This is a genomic window from Micromonospora sp. NPDC049580 (assembly GCF_040675595.1).
Taxonomy (GTDB): domain Bacteria; phylum Actinomycetota; class Actinomycetes; order Mycobacteriales; family Micromonosporaceae; genus Micromonospora.
In genome coordinates this window covers 1-20,791 of record NZ_JBFAPG010000020.1, presented here as the reverse complement: position 1 = coordinate 20,791, position 20,791 = coordinate 1, and the positions used below count along the sequence as shown (strand labels likewise).

Sequence of the window (20,791 nt, the reverse complement as noted above, 5' to 3'; positions counted from 1 at the left end):
GTCACTCGAACAGCGAGTGTCGTACGCCCGGCTCCTCACGGCGGCGAGCGGCGCGGCGGCGCTGGATCACGACCAGGTCGACCACGGCGACGACTGCGAAGATCGCGCAGAGCACGCCGAGCCAGGCGAGCCCCGCCCAGAACGCCAGCACCGCGAACAGCACCATGATCACCAACCCGAAGCCGGCGAGGGTGAGCCGGAGGTTCAGCGCGCTGTACGCGTGGCCGACCGTGCCACGGGCACGCCGGGGCTGCGATCTCGTCATACCTCCTGAGCTACCCCCGATCGGCGCTGTTAACCGGTAGCAATCGCGCGCACTGGTGGCGCTTATAGCACTCATGCGGCTCTTTCGACGGCGCTCGGCCACATACCCGACAGCAACTTCCCGCCCGACCACGTCCAGCGCATAGAGTTACCGCGCTGTCGCTCTGTGCTGCGAGACGGGGGATGTCATGCCTCGACGCTGGGTTGCCGCCCTGGCCTGTCTCGCCGCGCTGGTCGCGCTGGCCTGCGAGGGCGGCACGTCGGCCTCCCCCCGTCCCACGAAGAGCCCGCCGTCGTCCGGCGGGCCCGGCGGCATCGCCGCGCTCGGCGACTCGATCAGCACCGGCTTCGCCTCCTGCCTGGTGCTCACCTCCTGCGAGCGCAACTCCTGGTCGACCGGGGACGGCCTGCGGGTGCAGAGCCATTATCGGCGGCTGCTCGACCAGAATCCCGCGATCCGCGGCAAGGCGTACAACCACGCCCGGCCCGGCGCCCGCGCCGACGCCCTCGAGGGCCAGGCCCAGGCGGCCGTACGCGACCGCGCCGACTACGTCACCGTGCTGATCGGCGCCAACGACATCTGCCGGGGCGGCGTGGACGCGATGACCCCGGTGACCCAGTTCCGGGCCGACGTCGACCGGGGCCTGCGGGTGCTACGGACCGGCCGGCCGAAGGCCCGGGTGCTGGTGGTGAGCATCCCCGACCTCTACCGCCTCTGGGAGGTGGGGCACGGCGACGCGCGGGCGGCACGAGCGTGGCGGCGGGGCATCTGCCCGGCGCTACTGGCCAACGCGACGTCGACGGCACCCGCCGACAAGGCCCGCCGGGCCGCCGTCCGGGCCCGGATCGACGCGTACAACGCGCAGTTGGTGGCGGCCTGCCGGGCGTACGGGTCGCGCTGCCGGCACGACGGGGGCGCGGCGCACAAGGTCCGCTTCACCCTGGACCTGCTCAACCCGCTGGACTGGTTCCACCCCAACGCCACCGGTCAGGGCCGGCTGGCCGAGGTGACCTGGCGCTCGTCCGGCCTGGCCGACTGAACCACCCCGCCCAGGCGGTTCAGGAGCGGCGAGGCTCCGGGACGGCGGTGCCGCGCCGACGATAGAGCGCCCGTGAGCGCTCGGCCAGGTCCTTGGTGGCGGACGAGTTGGCCCAGGTGCCGAGCACTATCGCCGCACCCGGAACGATCTTGGCGACGAGTCGCTTGGCGGCCCGGACGCCGGCCATCTGCGCCAGCCGGACGCCGAGCTGCAACATGACCCGCCCGAGCGGGCGCTGGCCGCCCAGGCCGAAGCGCGCGGCGGCGCGTTCCCGGCCGGCGGCCACCCCGAGCGCCAGGCGGGCGCTCTCGGCGACCTTGTGCACCCGCTGGAGCACGAGCAGGTCGGTGGCCCGGTCGCTGTGCAGCGGGTCGACGTCGTACGCGGCGGCGATGTGCAGGACCATGCGCGCCTGGGTCCAGGCCAGCACGCCGACGTCGAGGACGGCGCCGGGCAGCCCGGCCGCTCCGGAGACCGCCCCGGACAGGCGAGCCAGGTTGACGAACTTGCGGGCCGCCTGGTCGGCCAGGACGTCGGACGAGACACCGGGGTGCTCGCTGCGGGCGCGGGCGGCCCACTGCGCGGCCTCCGGCCCGAGCCGGCGCACCGCCTCCAGGGCGAGGTGCTCCGGGGCGTACTGCGGATCGTCGCGCATCCGGTCCCAGAGTCGGGCCGGCGGGCCCTCGGGCGCGGCCGCCGGCGCGGCCGGCAGGCCGGCCGACGGCTCGGGCGTGGGCGCGGCGGGCTGACCGCCGCTGGGCGGGGTGTCGGTCACCGGGTCTCCCCAGGGGTGGGTACGGGCAGGACGGCCGGTGGCGCGGTCAGCGACGGCGGTTGGACAGTCGCGCCGCCAACCCCTTGAGCTTCTGCTGGTTGGCGGGCTTGGCCAGCTCGCGCCGACCCCGGTCCACCAGCTGCTGACCCTTGGGCGATCTCAGGAAGGTGCTGATCCGCTGCATCAAAGACATAACGTCCTCCTGTCGGTGATCCCTCAGTCATGTGTACCCCGAACCCGCAACGGATGTACCCGGGACGCGACAGGCTCAACCCTCACCGTCCACAGTGGTCGGTAGGCTACCGCCTGGCCGGCACGATGGCGTCGACCACCCGGGTGGCCCGCCACTCGTGCTGCTGGTAGTGCTCGGGGTACGCGGAGACCTGCACCGCCTGCGCGGCGTCGGTGAGCCGCATCTGCTGCCAGCCGGGCACCTGTTCCAGCGCGCTGAGGAACTGCCGGGTGGCGAACTCGGGGTCCATCAGCCGGCCGACCGGGCCCCAGCCGCTGCTGGAGCGCTGCTGGAACAGACCGACCGAGTCGTGGTCCCAGCCGACGCCCTGGTGCGGGTAGTCCTGCGACTCCGGCAGCACGCCGCTGGCGACGTTGTAGAGGTTGCTCTCCTGCATGGCGGTCGCCACCGCGATGACGAGGCCACGGCGCGGGACACCCATCTTGCGTCCGGTACGGACGATCGCCTCGGCGTTCTCCATCTGGTCGTCGTCCAGGCCGGCGACCGGCGCCGGGTCGGTCGGCTGCGCCGGGGCGACCGTGCGGGCACGCGAGGTGGTGTCCGGGTCGGCGGAGGTCGCGGAGGCGGACGGGGTGGCAGAGGGGGCGGCAGCGGGGGTCGCGGCGCGGTCGAGAGAGCGGGACGCGCGCTCCTGCTCGGCGCGCTGCGCCAGCTCGGCGCTCGAGTCGACCCGCGTCGCCGCGCCGGCGGTCTCGTCGCGGACCTGTGCGACGGCGGCCAGAGCGAGGCAGCAGACCACGCCGGTGGCGAGGGCCACCTGGGCGCGGCGTCGACCGGTCAGGTCGCGGGCGTACGCCCGAAGCCGACTCGCGGCGGTTGTCCGTTCGGCTGAGGTGCCTTCCTCCATTTCGGTAGTGGGGCTGCTCGGGGCGTACGGGTCGTCGAGGGTGCCGTCGTCACGCATCAACCGAGGCTAGGCAGGCGGAAACCCCAATCACCCACAGTGATCACGTGGCCCTCGCCACAGAATCGGGGTCCTCGGGTGGACGAGCGGGGCGGGTCGACCCGCCCGGGGAACGGACCTCGCGTACCGGAGGAAACCGGCGCGGCACGTGGGCCGGCACGGACGGCGACAGGTGCGGACATCGGGCCGCGCGGACCGACATGATCGACAAACTCGGCCTTTGGGCCGAACCGCCCATCGGCCGTTCGGCGTAATCGGGTGGTTCGTCCGATCGCGCCCAGTCGGCGGTCGACGGATCGCCCGACGCAGGAATGCGCCAGGATGGCGGGTACGTTGCCCGAATCGGGTGCCGTCCACCGCGCCGGCATCCGCGTAGGCACATTCCAGGGAGGTCCGCACCGGTGCTCGACCCACACGAGCTCTATCAGCTCACCGACGATCTGCCCGACCTCGGGCAGCCGGTCCTGGTCCAGGCCCTGACCGGGTTCGTGGACGCCGGCAACGCCAGCCGGCTGGCCCGCGAGCAGCTGCTCACCTCGCTCGAGGGTCGGCCGATCGCCACCTTCGACGTGGACCAGCTCTTCGACTACCGCTCCCGGCGACCGGTGATGACCTTCGTCGAGGACCACTGGGAGAGCTTCGACGCCCCCAAGCTGGAGCTGCACCTGCTCAACGACGACGACGAGACACCCTTCCTGCTGCTCACCGGCCCCGAGCCGGACCTGCAGTGGGAGCGGTTCACCGCCGCCGTCGCGGGGCTCGCCGCCCGCTTGGACGTACGGCTCACCGTCGGGCTCAACTCGATCCCGATGGCGGTGCCACACACCCGGCCGACCGGCGTGACCGCCCACGCCACCCGTCCGGAGTTGATCAGCGGGTACGAGCCCTGGCTGCAACGGGTCCAGGTGCCCGGCAGCGTCGGTCACCTGCTGGAGTTCCGCCTCGGCGAGCAGGGTCGCGACGCGCTCGGGTTCGCCGCGCACGTGCCGCACTATGTGGCCCAGACCGAGTACCCGGCCGCTGCCGAGGTGCTGCTGAGCGCGGTGTCGCGCAGCACGGGGCTGCTGCTGCCCGGCGACGGGCTGCGCTCGGCCGCCGAGGTGGTCCGGGTGGAGATCGACCGGCAGGTCGCCCAGACCGAGGACGCCGCCGCACTGGTCCAGGCCCTGGAGGAGCAGTACGACGCGTTCGCCCGGGGTCGCGGCGAGCGGAACCTGCTCGCCCCCGACGCCGGTCCGCTGCCCACCGCCGACGAGCTCGGCGCGGAGCTGGAACGGTTCCTGGCCGAACAGACCCGTCCCGGCGACACCCCGGGCAGCTGACCCGGCGACACGGCACCGGATGCGGCAGGGTGGAGACATGCGCCTGGCGACCTGGAACGTGAACTCGGTGAAGGCCCGGCTGCCCCGGCTGTTGGAGTGGCTGGCCGGCACCGGGCCCGACGTCGTCTGCCTGCAGGAGACGAAGTGCCCGGACGGCGCCTTCCCGGTGGCCGAGGTGGGCGAGCTGGGCTACACCGTGGCCAGCCACAGCGACGGCCGCTGGAACGGGGTGGCGATCCTGTCCCGGGTCGGCCTGGACGACGTCCGCGTCGGCTTCGCGGGTGAGCCGGGCTTTCCCGCACCGGAGGCCCGGGCCATCTCCGCCACCTGCGGCGGGCTGCGGGTCTGGTCGGTGTACGTGCCCAACGGCCGGACGCCGGACGACCCGCACTACGCGTACAAGCTGGCCTGGTTCGCGGCGATGCGCGACGCGTTGGAGGCGGAGCTGGCCGGTGGCCTGCCGCTGGCCGTCTGCGGCGACTTCAACGTCGCTCCGACCGACGCGGACGTCTGGGACCCGGCCGTCTTCACCCACTCCACGCACGTCACCCCGGCCGAGCGGGCCGCCCTGGCCGCGCTGCGCGACCTCGGGCTCCGCGACGTGGTGCCGACCCCGATGAAGGGGCCGCACCCGTTCACCTACTGGGACTACCGCGCCGGGATGTTCCACCAGAACAAGGGCATGCGGATCGACCTGGTGTACGCGTCGGCCCCGTTCACCCGGGCGGTCCGCTCGGCGTACGTGGACCGGGAGGCCCGCAAGGGCAAGGGCCCCTCCGATCACGCCCCGATCGTGGTCGACGCGGATCTGGTCCCCGCCGTCGAGGCGTTCTGAGCGCCGGCGCTGGCTAGGGTGGGCAGATGGCAGTCGTGAAGATCAACGCAATCGAGGTTCCGCCCGGCGCCGGCCCCGAGTTGGAGAAACGGTTCGCGGCGCGGGCCGGCGCGGTGGAGAACTCCCCCGGCTTCCTCGGCTTCGAACTGCTCCGGCCGGTGTCCGGCGAGACCCGCTACTTCGTCTACACGAGGTGGGAGAGCGAGGAGGCGTACCAGGCCTGGGCCTCCGGCCCGTCGCGCGAGGCCCACGCCGCCGCCCCCGGCGACAAGCCCCGCCCGCCGGTCTCCACCGGCGCCAGCCTCCTGGAGTTCGAGGTGGCCCTGCACGTCCCCCAGCCCTGACCACCTCTGCCGACGATCCCGGGCTCGACGGAACCCGCCCAGGCGGCGACGTGCGCTGATAGCGTCCGGCCATGTTCGACGGGTTCGAAGAGTTCGCGATCTGGCGGGAGTGGGCCGACGACGTCCGTGGCGGGCCGGTGCCGGTCGGGCACTTCATCCCGGAAGAGGCCCCCGACCAGACCACCCGCCAACTCCTGGACTTCCTGAGCTGACGCGGCCCGGCGGGCTCGGGTCAGGGCTTGCGCGACGACTGGAGCGTGGCGAAGGCGATCACGTTGTCGGCGTAGCCGGTACGACCGCCGATGAACTGGCCACCGCAGGTGATCAGCCGCAGGCCGGCGGGGCCGTCGTGGCCGTAGATCCGCTCGGCGGGCAGCCGGTCCTTCGGGAAGTGCTCGACGGTGTCGACCTTGAACACCACCGTCGACCGGTCCGCGCGGGCCACCTCGATCAGGTCACCGGGCTTCAGCTTGCCCAGGTCGTAGAAGACCGACGGGCCGCTCTTGGTGTCCACGTGCCCCACGATGACCGCCGGACCGGGCTCGCCGGGCGTCGGCCCACGGTCGTACCAGCCGGTCTCGTTGTGCCGTTCCAGCGGCGGTACGGCGATCGTGCCGTCCCGCGCCTGCCCGACGGGCGCCACCGGCGCCGCCACCTTGATCGCCGGGACGGTGAGCCGCACCGGGCGACTGGCCGACAACCCGACCGTCTCGCTGCGGGCCGGGCGGTCACCGCCTGCCGGGGCCCAGTCGAACGGGCCGACCGAGCGGCCCAGTCCCGCCCCGGTGGCGAAGACGCCCGCCAGGACCAGCACCACCGCCAGCGGCACCGACCAGGGGCTACGGCCCGACGGACGGCTGCGCCGAGGAGCGATGGCGGTCGGCGGACGGGCGGCCACCGGTGGTCGGTCGGCGACCGGTGGCCGGTCGGCGGGGACCCGCGAATCGCGCGCCGGACGCGAGCCCGCGGGCGGCTCTGCGTCGTCGGGCGACCACGAACTGGCGGGCGGGCGGGAACCCGGGGGCGGGCGGGAGCCGGCGGGCGGGGGTGTGGGGCGGAAGATTTCCATGGCGGGCTCAGCGGCGCGCGACGCCACGGACGGTACGGGGTCGACGCAGGGCCATCACGGCGAGGATCAGCCCGGTGATGGTCAACGCCGCGCCGCCGGGCAGCAGCAGGTTGCCGGTCATCCCCCCGGCGCTGCCACCGAAACCGGTGGCCGGGCCTCGGCTGGGCTGGGGCGACGGCACCTTCTTGACCACCTGGAGCATGGTCGACGCGGTCTCACCGTCGCGGCACTCCAACTTGACCCGGTAGTTGCCGGGGCGGGTGCGCTCGCGGACCATCGGCGCGGCGGTGAGCACGCCGCGCTGCGGTTGCACGCCGACCGCGCCGAACGCGTCGGAGACGACGGTGGCGCCCACCGAGTTGTCCCGACAGCTGGCCCGGATGCCGACCAGGTAGCCGGGCTGCACCGTGCTGGGGCTGACCTCGACGAAGACGTCCACCGGCGGAGCGGGCTGGGGTGCGCCTCCGGGTTGGCCCTCGGGCTGACCCCCGGGCGCCGGCGCGACGAGCACGAGCGGGCGGGCGACGGGCACGAGACCAGCGGAGACGAGCGCACCGGGCACGGCGGCGACGGAGACGAGGGCAGCCGGCGCGGCGAGCACCGACGCGGCGGCCACCGGACCGCCAGCGGCGTGTGCGGCGTGTGCGGGGAGGGCGGCCAGCAGGGGGCCGGCGAGCACGGTCACCATCGACAGGGTCACGCCGCCGCGGGTCACTGCCACGATGCCCCCTCTCGACGCCGTAGGACCGCGCCGGGCAGCGGACCGCCCGGCCTGCCGTACCAGATCGATCCTCTCATTACCGGTCGCACATCACATCCGATCCGCGGACGACGTCGCGTACGCTCGGGTCGCTGTGACCACCACCGACCCTGACCCCGCCACCGTCCCGCCCGCGGGCCGGACGATCCGCACCTTCCACCCCCGACGGGGCCGGATGAGCGGCCGCCAGACCGACGCGCTGGAGCGGCTCTGGTCGTCCTACGGCCGGGACGTGTCGGGCGAGCCCGTCGACCTGACCGCCCTGTTCGGCCGTCGGGCCCCGGTGGTGCTGGAGATCGGCTCGGGCATGGGCGACAGCACCGCCGCGATGGCCGCCGCCGACCCGGATCGAGATTATCTGGCGGTCGAGGTGCACACGCCGGGAATCGCGAACCTGCTCGACCTGGTGGACCGCAGTGACCTCGGCAACGTACGGGTGGCCCAGGGCGACGCGTTGGAGCTGGTCAGCGGCCTGCCGGAGGGCGTCCTGGACGCCGTGCACATCTTCTTTCCCGACCCCTGGCCGAAGGCCCGCCACCACAAGCGGCGGATCATCCAGCCGGCGCACGTGGCGCTGCTGCGCTCCCGGCTGGTCCCCGGCGGGACGCTGCACTGCGCGACCGACTGGGCCGAGTACGCCGAGGCGATGCGGGAGACCCTGGACGCGGACCCGGAGCTCGTCGACGCGTACGGCGGCTTCGCGCCGCGTCCGGCGCACCGCCCGGTGACGAAGTTCGAGCGGCGGGCGATCACCGCCGGGCGGCCGGTCGCCGACCTGATCTACCGCCGACGGTGACGAGCCGGCCCGGACGGGTGCCCGGCGGAGGTCGGGTTGGCGCGCGGGGGCATGATCCAGGCACCATGGATGGGATATGACGCTCACCGCCGCGCTGCCGACAAGCGCCGACCCCGACACCCTCTTCGACGCGTTCGCCAGTTGGGCGAAGGAGCGCGGCCTCGACCTCTATCCCCATCAGGAGGAGGCGGTCATCGAGATCGTCTCCGGTGCCAACCTGATCATGAACACACCCACCGGCTCGGGCAAGAGCCTGGTGGCCATCGCCGCGCACTTCGCGGCCCTCGCGGACAGCCGGACGACCTTCTACACCGCGCCGATCAAGGCCCTGGTGTCGGAGAAGTTCTTCGCGCTCTGCGAGGTCTTCGGCGCCGAGAACGTCGGCATGCTCACCGGCGACGCCAGCGTCAACGCCGACGCCCCGATCATCTGCTGCACCGCGGAGATCCTGGCCAACCTCGCGCTGCGCGAGGGCGCCAAGGCCGACGTCGGCCAGGTGATCATGGATGAGTTCCACTTCTACGCCGAGCCCGATCGGGGCTGGGCCTGGCAAGTGCCGATCATCGAGCTGCCGCAGGCCCAGTTCGTCCTGATGTCCGCCACCCTGGGGGACACCACCCGGTTCGTCGACGACCTGACCCGGCGCACCGGGCGGCCGACCGCCGTCGTGCGCTCGGTGGAGCGGCCGGTCCCGCTGATCTTCTCGTACGCGATGACCCCGCTGCACGAGACGCTCGAGGAGCTGCTGGAGACCAAGCAGGCCCCGGTGTACGTCGTGCACTTCACCCAGGCCGCCGCGCTGGAACGCGCCCAGGCGCTGATGAGCGTGAACGTCTGCACCCGCGCCGAGAAGGACATGATCGCCCAGGCGATCGGCGGTTTCCGGTTCACCTCCGGCTTCGGCAAGACGCTGTCCCGGTTGGTCCGGCACGGCATCGGCGTGCACCACGCCGGCATGCTGCCCAAGTACCGCCGGCTCGTGGAAACCCTCGCGCAGGCCGGCCTGCTCAAGGTCATCTGCGGCACCGACACCCTCGGCGTCGGCATCAACGTGCCGATCCGCACCGTGCTGTTCACTGGCCTCTCCAAGTACGACGGGGTGCGGACCCGGCTGCTCAAGAACCGCGAGTTCCACCAGATCGCCGGGCGGGCCGGCCGGGCCGGCTACGACACCATCGGCCGGGTCGTGGTGCAGGCCCCCGAGCACGTCATCGACAACGAGAAGGCGCTCGCCAAGGCCGGCGACGACCCGAAGAAGCGCCGCAAGGTGGTCCGCAAGAAGCCGCCGGAGGGCTCGATCGGCTGGGGCCAGCCCACCTTCGACCGGCTCGTCGACGCCGAGCCGGAGCCGCTGACCTCCAGCTTCGGAGTCAGCCACTCGATGCTGCTCAACGTCATCGGCCGCCCCGGGGACGCCTTCACGGCGATGCGGCACCTGCTCACCGACAACCACGAGGAGCCGGCCGCCCAGCGCCGACACATCCGCCGGGCCATCGCCATCTACCGGGCCCTGCGCGCCGGCGGGGTGGTCGAGGAGCTGCCCGAGCCCGACGAGACGGGCCGGCGGATCCGCCTCACCGTCGACCTCCAGCTCGACTTCGCGCTCAACCAGCCGCTCTCCCCCCTCGCCCTGGCCACCATCGAACTGCTCGACGCCGAGTCCCCGTCGTACGCGCTCGACGTGCTGAGCGTGATCGAGTCGATCCTCGACGACCCCCGGCAGATCCTGTCCGCGCAGCAGTTCAAGGCCCGCGGCGAGGCCGTCGCCGCGATGAAGGCCGAGGGCATCGAGTACGAGGCCCGCCTCGAACTGCTCGACGAGGTGACCCACCCGAAGCCGCTCGCCGAGCTGCTGGAGGCCGCGTACGAGATGTACCGGCAGGGCCACCCGTGGGTCGCCGACCACCAGCTCTCCCCCAAGGCCGTCGTCCGGGACATGTACGAGCGGGCCATGACCTTCACCGAGTACGTGCAGTTCTACGGGCTGACCCGCTCGGAGGGTCTGGTCCTGCGCTATCTGGCCGACGCGTACAAGACGCTGCGCCAGACCGTGCCCGAGGACGCCAAGACCGAGGAGCTGATCGACCTCATCGAGTGGCTCGGCGAGCTGGTCCGCCAGGTCGACTCCAGCCTCATCGACGAGTGGGAGCGGCTGCGCAACCCGTCCGACGTGGCCGAGGTCGCCCAGGCGCACGCCTCCCTGACCGACCGGCCACCGGCGGTGACCCGCAACGCGCGGGCGTTCCGGGTGCTGGTGCGCAACGCGCTGTTCCGCCGGGTCGAGCTGGCCGCGCTGCGCCGCTGGGACCTGCTGGCCGAGCTGGACGCCGAGGACGGCTGGGACTACGACGCGTGGGCCGACGCCCTCGCGCCGTACTTCGAGGCGTACGACTCGATCGGGGTTGGTCCCGACGCCCGCGGCCCGGCGCTGCTGATGATCGAGCAGGGCCGGGAGCGGTGGACCGTCCGGCAGATCTTCGACGACCCGGACGGCGACCACGACTGGGGCATCAGCGCGGAGATCGACCTCGTCGCCTCGGACGAGGTCGGGGCGGCGGTCGTCCGGATCACGGACGTCGGCCAGCTCTGACGCGTCGCCGCCCGTCAGACGGTGAACCAGATCCGACGGCGACGAGCCACGACGAACAGGGTCGCGCCCGCGACCAGCAGCAGACCGGCGGCGGTGAGCACGCCGCCGGTCGACTGACCGGTCACCGGCAGGCCGCCTCCCCCGCCGTCGGCACAACCGGCGGGCTGCTCCCACCTGTACGGGCCGTTGAGGTGGCTGGCCTGCGGATCGAACGCGTCCGACCGAAGCACGACGGCCAACCCCGCGACGGCCGGGAAGGACACGTCGACGGTGGTGCCCATTTCGACGAGCCGCCGCTGCTCCGGGCCGTGGTTGGGATTGAAGAGGACCAACGAGTTCACACCGACATTCGGTCCCGACACCGCGATGACGAGCTTTTCGCAGGTCGAGCGGGCACGGATGTCCGGGACGACGCAGTGACCCGGATCGAACTCCCAGGAGTACACGGCGAACGCCTCGCTCGCGCCCGCGACGGTCACCGAGAAGAAGTCGTATCCCCGGGGAACCACGATGCCCTTCGCCGTCGCTCCCGGCGCCAGCGAGACGGTTCGTGAGTAGCCCTTGGGGTAGGTCGCGAGCACCACATCGACCGTCCGCCCGGCGGGCGGGTTAGCCAGGTCGACCAGCACGGTGCCGTCGCACCGAGGCTGGAAACTGGCCGTCGGATCGGTGGGCGGCTGCCCGCACCTGCCGTCGAGCGGGGCGCCAGCGGCGACGCCGGACGTCTCGGAGTAGCCGTCGTCCCACTGCACCCACACGGCCAGGTCGGCGAAGGTGGCGGTGCCCGGCAGGGTCTGGGTGCCGGTCACCGGCTTGCCCAGGGAATGCGGGAAGACGCCTTCGGGGCTGGCAGCGATGGGGTCGATGCTGGTGTCGGGCGGATACACCTCGACCTTGACGAACCGGTATCGCGTCGCGTCGGTCGGGGCGGTCTCGGCAAGGACGGTCCACTGGATCTGGTAGGTGCCGTCGGCCATGCACCGTGCCTCGTGGTTGACGGTGAAACCCGGGGGATCTGCGTTCGCCGTGGGCATGAAGGCCAGCGTCCCGGCGAGGCTGACCACAACCGCCCCGAGGGCAGCCAGTGCTCGCCGTCGCCACGATCGGACATTGATCACGGATGCTCCTGCGATGAGGTGAGCGGGAGTGGATCGACCCGGCCGGCGCGACGCCCTGATGCCGGATACGGGTGCCCCTACGCCGCGTCACTCCGGGATGGGAACGGCCGGTGAGCTCGGGCAGATGCTACCGCCGAAGACCCACCGACAGTGACCCGTGTCACTCACCCGACCGGACGAAACGTCCTGTCTCCAGGGCGCGGCTGTCCGGTCCCGCAGGTAACTGGCCAGCAGTCGTGGCGTCGGCCAGGACTGGGACAACTCGGCGCGGACGCCGTACCCCATGCCACCCCGAGCAGCTGAGCCGCCAGGGGCGCGGCGCGGAACTGAACAGCCATCCGCCTTCCAGGCGCTCACCGAACCGCGATGATCACGATCTCGACTGGAACACTAGAGTAAGGGGATGACAGAGGACCGGCCCCTTACCTTGTGGGCGGGACGCGCGGCCGCGCTGCTGGGCATCGTGCTCGTCGCGCTCACCCTGCGCCAGACGGTTGCGGTGATGTCACCGATCCTCGGTGACATCCGGGCGGACATCCCGATATCGAACATCGGCGCCGGGCTGCTCGGCACGTTGCCACCGATCCTGCTGGCGGTATCGGGGTTCGTCGCGCCGCGCGTCGCCCGCGGCATCGGCCTCGACGGCGGCATCGTGCTGGCGCTGCTGCTCATGACCGTCGGCCATCTCGTGCGCGCGGCCGCCCCGGACTACGCGGTGCTGCTCGTCGGCAGTGTCGTCGCGCTCGCCGGCACGGGCATCGGCAATGTGCTGCTGCCGCCGATCGTGCGGCGCTACTTCCCCGACCGGGTAGCGCTGCTGACCGCCGTCTACGTCTGCATCCTGGGCGTGAGCACGGCCCTGCCCGCGGCGGTCGCCGCCCCGGTCGCCGAGCAGGTCGGGTGGCGGTTCTCGCTCGGCATCTGGGCGGCGAGCTCGGGGGTCGCGCTCGTTCCGTGGCTCGTCACCATCGCGCGGGAGCGCCGCCGCCGACTCCCGGATGCCGACGCCGTCGAGTCCTCGCCCACCACCCTCGTCACGCGACTGTGGCGGTCCCGCACGGCCCTATCGATCACCGCCGTGTTCTCGACCAGCACGATCCTTACCTACGCGTGTTTCGCGTGGCTGCCCGAGATCCTCGGCGACATCGCCGGCTCGACGCCGACCGAAGCCGGTGCGCTGCTCGCCGTCACCGGCATCATCAGCGCGCCCATCGCGCTCGTTGCGCCCCTGCTCGTCACGCGGCTGCAGGGTGTCGGCCGGCTAATCGCCGCCGGTATCGCCAGCTTCGCGCTCGGCTACCTCGGCCTGCTGCTCGCGCCCGCGACCCTCACACTGCTCTGGGTGCTGCTTATCGGCTCGGGTTCGATCCTGTTCCCGGTCAGCCTCGTGCTCATCAACGTACGCACCCGAACCCAGGCCGGCACCGTCGCGCTGAGCGGCTTTGCCCAGGGGGTCGCGTACGCGCTCGGCGCGCTCGGTCCACTGCTCGTCGGCCTGCTGCACGACGTGAGCGGCGGGTGGACCCTTCCGCTGCTGTTCCTGCTCGCCGTCGCCCTCGTGGCGGCCATCCCGGCGTTCACGCTGGCCAAGCCCACGTTCGTCGAGGACGAGCTCTCCCGCCCGTAATCCAGCCGAGGATCATGATCATGGTTCGATGAGCGCCTCTTCGTCCTCTCTCAAGCGCGCCGCGCCGTGATGTCCATCCTCGCTAACCGAGCCCTGGACGAAGGCCTGACCACGGGGCTGCTATCCGCCACCGCCGACGGGCGAGGGCTCTACTCCGCTCTGGGCTGGCAGATCCGCGGCGAACCGGCCGGAGCGTTCCGACCGGAATGACCAGGCCGGACGGCGCCCACCCCGGCGCACCGGCTTCCGTCGATGCCGATCTTGAAGTTAGCCCGGACCTGCCTCTATCGCGGGCAGCATCTCCGGGACGGTGCCGCTGGCCACCTTCGATCGGACTGGCCACCTATCGGCGGACGGGACAGCGGTCCACCCCTCAACTTCGCTGGGCAATGTCAGACCTGTCGATTAGAATGTATGTACTAATAAAGATCCTGACCTGGGAGGACGCCCGTGACCGCGCCCACCTCCACGCCCATCACCCCCTACGCCACACTGCTCGGTTTCACCCGCTACGTCGACCGCACCGGCCCCACCAAGGCGACCTTCGTCGGCGGGCTGCGCAAGCAGCGCGCCAGCCGGTCCGGCTTCAACCCGCACGGCCAGTTCGTCAAGGCGCTCAAGGCCGATATCGCCTTCCACACCGGCGGCACCCACCTGACCGGGGTGGTCGACGTGGTCAAGCCGCGCTGGCGCCCGCTCTACCAGGCGCTGGTCCCCGGCGCCACGGCCTGGCTGCACTCCCTCGGCGAGCCGGCCGCCGTCGATCTCGCCCAGACCCGCGACGCCCTGGCCATGCTGGGCGACCTACCCGTCAAGATCAACCCCCATTTCGGGGTACGCCACGCCGACGGCCACGCCGAAGCCGTCCGACTGCACTTCGACGAGGCCCCGCCGAGCGAGGAGTCGGTGCTCGCCACCCTGCACCTGATGGCCCGACACATGGACGCGGTCCTCCCGCACGCCGAGCCCGTCCTGGTCGACGTCCGGCGCGGCCAGGCCCACCGCATGCCCTCCGACGCCAAGCCCGAGCAGATCGAACGCTGGCTGGCCGGCGAAGCCGCCGCCTTCCGCGCCATCTGGTCCACCGCCGCCTAACGACCCACCCCCGCCGCGCCCGCCTCCCAGACCCACATTCACCAAGATCCGCGCAACTTCAGGGATGCTGCTTCAGGATGTCGGGAGGCAGCAAGAACCCCGAAGTTGCGCGGATCTTGGCGTTCCGGAAGCGGCGAGGGGTTATCCACAGGGGCTGCCAACGGGCAGTTCCGGCGGTCAGGGTGACCTCATGCCTGTTTCCCCACGACGGCCGGCGAGGCTGCAGGGGCGCGTCTTCCGCGGCTCTCACGTCGTCGCTCAAGGCCTGCTCACCCGGACGGAGTTGCGCAGCGCGGCATGGCGCCCCGTGTTTCGGGACGTGTACGCGGATGCCAACCTGACGCTCACCCATCGCACTCGTTGCGCCGCCGCGGCACGGTGGGTGCTGCCACCGGGCGTGGTGATCGCTGGCCGCAGCGCGGCAGCGCTCTACGGCGCCGCATCGGCCGCCGACGCGCAGCCCGTGGAGGTGCTTGTGCCCGCCGGTCAGCGATTCGGGCCGGTATCGGGGTTCGTCGTGCACACCGGCACGCTCGCCAGCACCGACGTGGCGGTACGCCAGGGCGTCCCGCTGACCACGCCGACGCGCACCTGTTGGGATCTGGCCCAGTGGCTGCCGACAGAGGAGGCCGTCGCCATTGTGGACCGCTTTGCCCACCAACACCTGGTGGATCTCGCCCAACTGCACACGGACGCCCGAGCGCAGATCGGTAAGCGGGGCTGGAGAAGCATGGCGAGGGTGGTCGAGCTGGCCGACGCCGGGGCGGAGTCGATGCCGGAGTCCCGACTGCGGGTGCGGATCGTGCTCGCCGGGGTCACTACTCCCGTGACCCAGTTCGTCGTGGAGCGGGACGGGAAGTTCCTGGCTCGTCTCGACCTGGCCTGGCCCCATCTCAAGGTGGCAGTCGAGTACGACGGGTTGTGGCACCACGATCCCGAGCAGTTCCACCGCGACCGGCGTCGCCTCAACCGTCTGCTCGGTGAGGACTGGATCGTTCTGCACGTCACCGCGAAGCGATTCCGCGAGGACTTCGCCGGCTTCCTGACCGAACTCCGCCAAGCCCTGGCTTCTCGCGCCGGTGCCCACCCCCGCTGACCGCAACGGCCAAGATCCGCGCAAATTCAGGGATCCTGCTGCCTCGCGATCTGGTGAGGCAGCAGTTTCCCCGAAACTGCGAGCCGACAGCTCGTCGGCCTCGGTCGCCTCGATGGCGGCGGCCAGGGTGCGCAGCGCGTCGTCGCGCAGCCGGTCCCGGGCGAGCCGGACGATCTGCACCGTGCGTTCGCTGTGCCCGATCATCGTGCTCAGGAACACCACGTCGATGCCGCTCATCTCGGCTCCGGCCGGCGGCGCTCCGGCCGGCGGTGCTCCGGCCGCCGCGGGCCCGGCCGCCGCCGACGCGGCTGGGGACGCGGGGGCCGGCGGGCCCTCCGACGGCCCGGCGCAGGCGGTGAGCAGCGACGCGGCGACCAGGCACGTCAGCAGGGTTGCGCGGGGCATGCCGGGGGCTCCGATCATCCGGGGACGGCGACACGGGTGCGGCCGGGGCCGCACCCGTGCGGGTCAGACTTGTTGCCAGAGCGCCGGCACGTTCGGCGGCTCCCAGCCGGGGATCGCCGTGTGGGCCTGCCGGCAGCGGTACGTCAGTCCGCCGTAGGTGACCTGGTCGCCGACCTGGTACGCCCGGCCGGCGGTCCAGGTGCCACCCGTCGGGGGCGGGGTCGTCGGCGCCGTGGTCGGGCTGGTGGTCGGCCGCGGCGTGGGTGAGGTGGTCGGGGTGGGGGTGGGCGTCGACCCGCCGCCGCCGATCTGCACGTCGATGCAGGAGTAGAACGCGTTCGCGGTGTCGGCGATGTTCCACACGGCGAGGATCTTCTGCCGGCCGGAGAAGCCACCCAGGTTGACGGTGTGCGAGACCGTCGCGCCCGGCTGCTGCCCGTTGCCGTTGACCACGCCGACACGGGTGTTGCCGATCCAGTACTCCCAGTTGCTGGTGGCGTGCCGGGCGGTGTTGACCCAGGTGAAGGTCAGCGAGCTGCCGACCGACGTGGCCGGCCAGCCCCGACTGTCGTCGTTGAGGACGGCGAACTGGGCGATGCCGGCGTTGCAGCTCTTCAGACCCTTGGGCCCTTCGACGCTCTGCGGCTCGTACTTGATCTGCCCGCAGTCGGGCACCCGGCCCTGCGCGCAGAGCGCCTGCCGGCTCGGTGGGGCGGAGACGTAGCCGTGCGCCTGGGCGGGCGCGGCGACGGTGAGGGTGGCGGCGACAGCGCCCGCCGCCACCAGCGGGACGGTGATTCTTCGACGCATGGGGGCAGCTCCTTCTCCAGGTGCGGTGAGGTGCCCCCAAGGTAATTTAAACTTTATTAACAGTAAAGGGCGTGGTCGATAAATACATCGATGGTGACGACTTCGCTCCTCAGAGTCGCAGCAGGCTGCCGCGGTCGTCGACCACGTCGGCCGTCTCGTCGTCGAGCCAGACCCCGCCGCTGGCGAGATAGCGGAACCGGTACTCCCCCGGGCTGAGCTTCACGGTCACCGTCCGGGTGCCGTCGCGGCGGGCCACCAACTCGTGCCGGCCGGGCTCCCAGTCGTTGAAGGAGCCCACGACGCTCACCGGGCCGGGCGGGGCGTCCCGTGGGAGGCAGAACGTCACCCGGGTCTGGCTGCCGAAGAGCTTGTTGCGTTTGATCATGGCGATCCTCCGGGGGTCACGGCGGTTCATCGGGCCTAACGGACGACACGCCGGAGCCGACACGCCGCCCGGCCCGACCAGCTGGCGGTAATTCGCCCGCCGCCACCCTGCCCTGAGGCACTCTGGTGGCACATGTCCTGATACGGGGGTTTTTTCGGTGGCAACCTGCGAGGTCTGCGGCAACGACTACTGGATGGCGTTCGAGGTGCACACCGTCAGCGGTGACGTGCACACCTTCGACTCGTTCGAGTGCGCGATCCACCGCATGGCACCCATCTGCGAACACTGCCAGATCAAGATCGTCGGGCACGGCGTGGAGGTCAACGGCCGGTTCTTCTGCTGCGGGCACTGCGCCCGCGCGGTCGAGGGCACCGAGGGCGCCGAGATCCGCGACGCCGTCGGCGCCCGCCCCGCCTGACCGCGCGCCCTGCGGTACGGTCGCCCGATGCGGCCACTGCTGGGCGTCCTGCCCCCGCCGCGCTCCTGAGCGGAGCGCCGCGCCCCACACCGACCGGGTGACCGACCCGGGCCGGCCAGTTCGCCGTACGCGCTCCGTCGACGTCGTCCCCGTCAACGTCACCCCACCGGAGCGCACCCGTGTCCACGTCCCGTACCGCGCCGCCGGCCGCCCCGGCCCCGGCCGCCCTGAAGGCCCGCACCGGCCTGATCCAGATCACCGTCACCGGAGTCCTGTGGGGCACCACCGGCGTGGCGGTGCAACTGCTGCGCGAGGGCACCGGGCTCAGCCCGGTGAGCATCGGCTTTTTCCGCCTCGCGATCGCCGCGCTCGTCCTGCTGGCGTGCACCGCCGGCCGGCTCCGCACGCTCCCGGCCGCCCTGCGCGCGGCACCCGTACCGCTGCTGCTCACCGGCGTCGGCCTCGGCCTCTACCAGGCGCTCTACTTCGCCGCCGTGGCGCTCGCCGGGGTCAGCGTGGCCACCGTGGTGAGCCTGGGCCTGGCGCCGGTGCTCGCCGCGACCTGGGAGTCGCTGCGGGCCCGCCGGCTCCCCGGCCCGGTACGCCTCGGCACGCTGGTCACCGCCGTGGCCGGGCTCGCCCTGATCACCGGGGCCACCGCCGAGCCCACCACGGCCGCGCCGGCCCCGCTGCTGGGCCTGCTCGCGGCCGCCGGGTCCGGCCTCGGGTACGCGGTGACGACCCTGATCAGCCGCCAGGTGTCGCAGCACACCGCACCGATGACGCTGACCACCATCTCCACTGTGGTCGGCGCGCTGACCCTGGCGCCGATGGCACTGGTCGCCGGCGTCGCCGTCGACGTACGCCTCGACACCCTGGCGCTGCTGCTGCACCTCGGCGTCGTCACCACCGCCGTGGCGTACGCGCTGTTCTACGCCGGGCTGCGCACGACCGCGGGCAGCGTCGCGGCCGTGCTGACCCTGCTCGAACCGCTGACGGCGGCGGCGCTGGCCGTGGCGCTGCTGCACGAGCCGCTCCCACTGCCGGTGCTCCTCGGCGGCGCGCTGCTGCTCACCGCCGTGGCCGCCACCTACCTCGCACCAACCCGCGGGGACGCCGAGTGAGCCGGCCCGGCCTACCATCGGTGGGTGCCCCAGCAGACCACCGAGATCCGGGCGGCGTCCTTCGCCGACCTGGACGCCCGCACCTTCCACGACCTGCTCAAGCTGCGCATCGACGTGTTCGTGGTGGAGCAGAACTGCCCCTACCCCGAGCTCGACGGGCGGGACGTGGAGCCGGGCACCCGCCACCTCTGGTTGACCGACGGCGGCGCGCCGCTGGCGTACCTGCGGATCCTCGCCGACCCCGACGGCGCCGCCCGGATCGGTCGGGTGGTGGTGGCCCCGCAGGCGCGCGGCGGCGGGCAGGCGGGCCGGCTGATGACGGCGGCGCTGGATCTGGTCGGCAACCGGCCCTGCGTGCTGGAGGCCCAGTCGCACCTGGTCGATTTCTACGCCCGGTACGGCTTCGCGGTGAGCGGCCCGGAGTACGTCGAGGACGACATCCCGCACACCCCGATGCGCCGCAAGGTCATTGACGTCTGACGATCGACCTGGCATCGTGCCGGGTAGAGCCAGCGCGGGAGCAACGCAGTAGGCACGGGAGCGGGCAACTCCCGGCTGTCCGGGTGTCGTCGTCCGACCTCATCCCCCCGGGGGCTCCATGTCCACTCTCGCCCGATCACCACGCGTGCTCCGGCCACTCGCCATCGCGGCGGCCGCCACGCTCCTGCTGACCACCGCGCTGAGCGTCGCGCTGGTCCAGCCCGCCTCCGCGCACGGCTCGGTCGTCGACCCGGCCTCGCGCAACTACAGCTGCTGGCAACGCTGGGGCAGCGACTTCCAGAATCCCCGGATGGCCACCGAGGACCCGATGTGCTGGCAAGCCTGGCAGGCCGACCCGCAGGCCATGTGGAACTGGAACGGGCTGTTCCGCGAGGGTGTGGCCGGCAACCACCAGGCCGCCGTCCCCAACGGCCAACTGTGCAGCGGCGGACGCACACAGAACGGTCGCTACAACGCCCTGGACACCGTCGGCGCGTGGAAGGCCACCCCGGTGTCGAACAACTTCCGGCTGCGCTTCTTCGACCAGGCCAGCCACGGCGCCGACTACATCCGGGTGTACGTGACCAAGCAGGGCTTCAACTCGTCGACCGAGGCGCTCGGCTGGGACGACCTGGAGCTGGCCGGCCAGATCGGCAACACCCCGGCGTCGCAGTGGAACCCGGACACCGGTGGCGTCTCCATCCAGATCCCGGTCAGCGCGCCGGGCCGCACCGGGCGGCACATCGTCTACACCGTCTGGCAGGCCAGCCACCTGGACCAGTCGTACTACCTGTGCAGTGACGTGGACTTCTCCGGCGGCACGAGCACGCCGCCGCCCACCACGCCGCCGCCGACGACCCCGCCGCCCACCACGCCGCCGCCGACGACCCCGCCCCCGAGCACGCCGCCGCCGAGCACGCCGCCGCCGAGCACTCCCGCGCCGGCCGGCGCCTGCTACGCGACGTACACGATCACCGGTCAGTGGGCTGGCGGCTTCCAGGCCGAGGTGAAGGTGACCGCGGGGGCCAGCTCGCCGACGCAGAGCTGGTCGGTGAGCTGGAACTTCAACAACGGTCAGAAGGTCGCGTCCGCGTGGAACGCCAACGTCACCACCAACGGCACACTGGTGACCGCGCGCAACGTGAACTACAACGGCGTCCTGGCCGGCGGAGCGAGCACCACGTTCGGCTTCCTCGGCTCGTGGACCGGTAGCAACCCCGTTCCCCTGGTCTCCTGTACGAAGACCAGTTGATCCCCGTCCGGCGCCGCACCAGGGCGGGG

The 20,791-nt window shown here is 72.2% G+C and carries 23 protein-coding genes; 14 read left to right on the top strand and 9 right to left on the bottom strand.

The window, feature by feature from the left end:
• Position 1: 1 nt before the first annotated feature.
• Positions 2-265, bottom strand: a complete 264-nt coding sequence (locus AB0J68_RS03580; RefSeq protein WP_354858297.1) for a DUF6343 family protein — start codon at positions 263-265, stop codon at positions 2-4.
• Between the two features lie 187 nt (positions 266-452).
• Here AB0J68_RS03580 and AB0J68_RS03575 point away from each other — a divergent pair, with 187 nt between their 5' ends.
• Complete coding sequence (locus tag AB0J68_RS03575; protein WP_355065590.1) at positions 453-1,304, top strand: GDSL-type esterase/lipase family protein; 852 nt, start codon at positions 453-455, stop codon at positions 1,302-1,304.
• 19 nt (positions 1,305-1,323) lie between these two features.
• On the opposite strand, the gene AB0J68_RS03570 is transcribed toward AB0J68_RS03575, so the two are convergent.
• The 3 genes from AB0J68_RS03570 to AB0J68_RS03560 all read right to left on the bottom strand — a co-directional run bounded on the left by AB0J68_RS03570 (position 1,324) and on the right by AB0J68_RS03560 (position 3,236).
• Positions 1,324-2,079: an EcsC family protein gene (locus tag AB0J68_RS03570; RefSeq protein ID WP_363935913.1), complete on the bottom strand. Its 756-nt coding sequence runs from the start codon at positions 2,077-2,079 to the stop codon at positions 1,324-1,326.
• Positions 2,080-2,125: 46 nt separating this feature from the next.
• Positions 2,126-2,272: a hypothetical protein gene (locus tag AB0J68_RS03565; protein ID WP_354858304.1), complete on the bottom strand. Its 147-nt coding sequence runs from the start codon at positions 2,270-2,272 to the stop codon at positions 2,126-2,128.
• A 106-nt stretch (positions 2,273-2,378) separates the two neighbouring features.
• On the bottom strand, positions 2,379-3,236 hold the full coding sequence (locus AB0J68_RS03560; protein ID WP_363935910.1) for a peptidase M23: 858 nt from the start codon (positions 3,234-3,236) through the stop codon (positions 2,379-2,381).
• 401 nt (positions 3,237-3,637) lie between these two features.
• Here AB0J68_RS03560 and AB0J68_RS03555 point away from each other — a divergent pair, with 401 nt between their 5' ends.
• From AB0J68_RS03555 to AB0J68_RS03540, 4 genes are all read left to right on the top strand, one after another.
• A complete protein-coding gene (locus AB0J68_RS03555) occupies positions 3,638-4,558 on the top strand; it encodes a PAC2 family protein (RefSeq protein WP_354858309.1) in 921 nt (306 codons plus the stop codon).
• A gap of 37 nt (positions 4,559-4,595) precedes the next feature.
• Complete coding sequence (locus AB0J68_RS03550) at positions 4,596-5,393, top strand: exodeoxyribonuclease III (RefSeq protein WP_363935908.1); 798 nt, start codon at positions 4,596-4,598, stop codon at positions 5,391-5,393.
• Positions 5,394-5,419: 26 nt separating this feature from the next.
• Positions 5,420-5,737, top strand: coding sequence for an antibiotic biosynthesis monooxygenase (locus AB0J68_RS03545; protein ID WP_354858312.1), 318 nt, complete (start codon positions 5,420-5,422; stop codon positions 5,735-5,737).
• A gap of 71 nt (positions 5,738-5,808) precedes the next feature.
• Complete coding sequence (locus AB0J68_RS03540) at positions 5,809-5,949, top strand: hydrolase (protein ID WP_363935905.1); 141 nt, start codon at positions 5,809-5,811, stop codon at positions 5,947-5,949.
• A gap of 20 nt (positions 5,950-5,969) precedes the next feature.
• Here AB0J68_RS03540 and AB0J68_RS03535 read toward each other — a convergent pair whose 3' ends face one another.
• Positions 5,970-6,611, bottom strand: a complete 642-nt coding sequence (locus AB0J68_RS03535) for a class F sortase (RefSeq protein ID WP_363935938.1) — start codon at positions 6,609-6,611, stop codon at positions 5,970-5,972.
• A gap of 202 nt (positions 6,612-6,813) precedes the next feature.
• Positions 6,814-7,530 (bottom strand): hypothetical protein, encoded by a 717-nt coding sequence (locus AB0J68_RS03530; protein WP_354858356.1) that lies wholly within the window; start codon positions 7,528-7,530, stop codon positions 6,814-6,816.
• 211 nt (positions 7,531-7,741) lie between these two features.
• Between AB0J68_RS03530 and trmB the strand changes: the two genes are divergently transcribed.
• On the top strand, positions 7,742-8,362 hold the full coding sequence (trmB, locus tag AB0J68_RS03525; RefSeq protein WP_363935935.1) for a tRNA (guanosine(46)-N7)-methyltransferase TrmB: 621 nt from the start codon (positions 7,742-7,744) through the stop codon (positions 8,360-8,362).
• Between the two features lie 76 nt (positions 8,363-8,438).
• Positions 8,439-10,952 (top strand): DUF3516 domain-containing protein, encoded by a 2,514-nt coding sequence (locus tag AB0J68_RS03520; protein ID WP_355065582.1) that lies wholly within the window; start codon positions 8,439-8,441, stop codon positions 10,950-10,952.
• 14 nt (positions 10,953-10,966) lie between these two features.
• Here AB0J68_RS03520 and AB0J68_RS03515 read toward each other — a convergent pair whose 3' ends face one another.
• Positions 10,967-12,070, bottom strand: coding sequence for an LPXTG cell wall anchor domain-containing protein (locus tag AB0J68_RS03515; protein WP_363935902.1), 1,104 nt, complete (start codon positions 12,068-12,070; stop codon positions 10,967-10,969).
• Between the two features lie 403 nt (positions 12,071-12,473).
• On the opposite strand from AB0J68_RS03515, the gene AB0J68_RS03510 reads away from it, so the two are divergent.
• From AB0J68_RS03510 to AB0J68_RS03500, 3 genes are all read left to right on the top strand, one after another.
• On the top strand, positions 12,474-13,697 hold the full coding sequence (locus AB0J68_RS03510; RefSeq protein WP_363935899.1) for an MFS transporter: 1,224 nt from the start codon (positions 12,474-12,476) through the stop codon (positions 13,695-13,697).
• Between the two features lie 450 nt (positions 13,698-14,147).
• A complete protein-coding gene (locus tag AB0J68_RS03505) occupies positions 14,148-14,792 on the top strand; it encodes a hypothetical protein (protein WP_363935896.1) in 645 nt (214 codons plus the stop codon).
• 307 nt (positions 14,793-15,099) lie between these two features.
• Positions 15,100-15,888: a hypothetical protein gene (locus tag AB0J68_RS03500; protein ID WP_363935893.1), complete on the top strand. Its 789-nt coding sequence runs from the start codon at positions 15,100-15,102 to the stop codon at positions 15,886-15,888.
• 468 nt (positions 15,889-16,356) lie between these two features.
• Here AB0J68_RS03500 and AB0J68_RS03495 read toward each other — a convergent pair whose 3' ends face one another.
• Both AB0J68_RS03495 and AB0J68_RS03490 read right to left on the bottom strand, forming a co-directional pair.
• Positions 16,357-17,103 (bottom strand): lytic polysaccharide monooxygenase, encoded by a 747-nt coding sequence (locus AB0J68_RS03495; protein WP_363935890.1) that lies wholly within the window; start codon positions 17,101-17,103, stop codon positions 16,357-16,359.
• Positions 17,104-17,212: 109 nt separating this feature from the next.
• Complete coding sequence (locus AB0J68_RS03490; protein WP_354858128.1) at positions 17,213-17,488, bottom strand: isoamylase early set domain-containing protein; 276 nt, start codon at positions 17,486-17,488, stop codon at positions 17,213-17,215.
• 157 nt (positions 17,489-17,645) lie between these two features.
• Here AB0J68_RS03490 and AB0J68_RS03485 point away from each other — a divergent pair, with 157 nt between their 5' ends.
• The 4 genes from AB0J68_RS03485 (at position 17,646) to AB0J68_RS03470 (ending at position 20,762) form a co-directional block, all read left to right on the top strand.
• Positions 17,646-17,906, top strand: a complete 261-nt coding sequence (locus tag AB0J68_RS03485; RefSeq protein ID WP_354858130.1) for a Prokaryotic metallothionein — start codon at positions 17,646-17,648, stop codon at positions 17,904-17,906.
• Positions 17,907-18,085: 179 nt separating this feature from the next.
• Positions 18,086-19,030 (top strand): DMT family transporter, encoded by a 945-nt coding sequence (locus tag AB0J68_RS03480; RefSeq protein ID WP_363935887.1) that lies wholly within the window; start codon positions 18,086-18,088, stop codon positions 19,028-19,030.
• 24 nt (positions 19,031-19,054) lie between these two features.
• Complete coding sequence (locus AB0J68_RS03475; protein ID WP_363935884.1) at positions 19,055-19,510, top strand: GNAT family N-acetyltransferase; 456 nt, start codon at positions 19,055-19,057, stop codon at positions 19,508-19,510.
• Between the two features lie 118 nt (positions 19,511-19,628).
• Positions 19,629-20,762 carry a lytic polysaccharide monooxygenase gene (locus AB0J68_RS03470; RefSeq protein ID WP_363935883.1) on the top strand — a complete coding sequence of 378 codons (1,134 nt, stop codon included), beginning with the start codon at positions 19,629-19,631 and terminating at the stop codon, positions 20,760-20,762.
• Positions 20,763-20,791 lie beyond the last annotated feature (29 nt).

Coding starts and splice junctions, on each gene's coding strand:
- AB0J68_RS03580 (WP_354858297.1), bottom strand. CDS start 265: ATGACGAGATCGCAGCCCCGGCGTGCCCGTGGCACGGTCGGCCACGCG.
- AB0J68_RS03575 (WP_355065590.1), top strand. CDS start 453: ATGCCTCGACGCTGGGTTGCCGCCCTGGCCTGTCTCGCCGCGCTGGTC.
- AB0J68_RS03565 (WP_354858304.1), bottom strand. CDS start 2,272: ATGTCTTTGATGCAGCGGATCAGCACCTTCCTGAGATCGCCCAAGGGT.
- AB0J68_RS03560 (WP_363935910.1), bottom strand. CDS start 3,236: ATGCGTGACGACGGCACCCTCGACGACCCGTACGCCCCGAGCAGCCCC.
- AB0J68_RS03550 (WP_363935908.1), top strand. CDS start 4,596: ATGCGCCTGGCGACCTGGAACGTGAACTCGGTGAAGGCCCGGCTGCCC.
- AB0J68_RS03545 (WP_354858312.1), top strand. CDS start 5,420: ATGGCAGTCGTGAAGATCAACGCAATCGAGGTTCCGCCCGGCGCCGGC.
- AB0J68_RS03540 (WP_363935905.1), top strand. CDS start 5,809: ATGTTCGACGGGTTCGAAGAGTTCGCGATCTGGCGGGAGTGGGCCGAC.
- trmB (WP_363935935.1), top strand. CDS start 7,742: ATGAGCGGCCGCCAGACCGACGCGCTGGAGCGGCTCTGGTCGTCCTAC.
- AB0J68_RS03520 (WP_355065582.1), top strand. CDS start 8,439: ATGACGCTCACCGCCGCGCTGCCGACAAGCGCCGACCCCGACACCCTC.
- AB0J68_RS03510 (WP_363935899.1), top strand. CDS start 12,474: ATGACAGAGGACCGGCCCCTTACCTTGTGGGCGGGACGCGCGGCCGCG.
- AB0J68_RS03495 (WP_363935890.1), bottom strand. CDS start 17,103: ATGCGTCGAAGAATCACCGTCCCGCTGGTGGCGGCGGGCGCTGTCGCC.
- AB0J68_RS03490 (WP_354858128.1), bottom strand. CDS start 17,488: ATGATCAAACGCAACAAGCTCTTCGGCAGCCAGACCCGGGTGACGTTC.
- AB0J68_RS03470 (WP_363935883.1), top strand. CDS start 19,629: ATGTCCACTCTCGCCCGATCACCACGCGTGCTCCGGCCACTCGCCATC.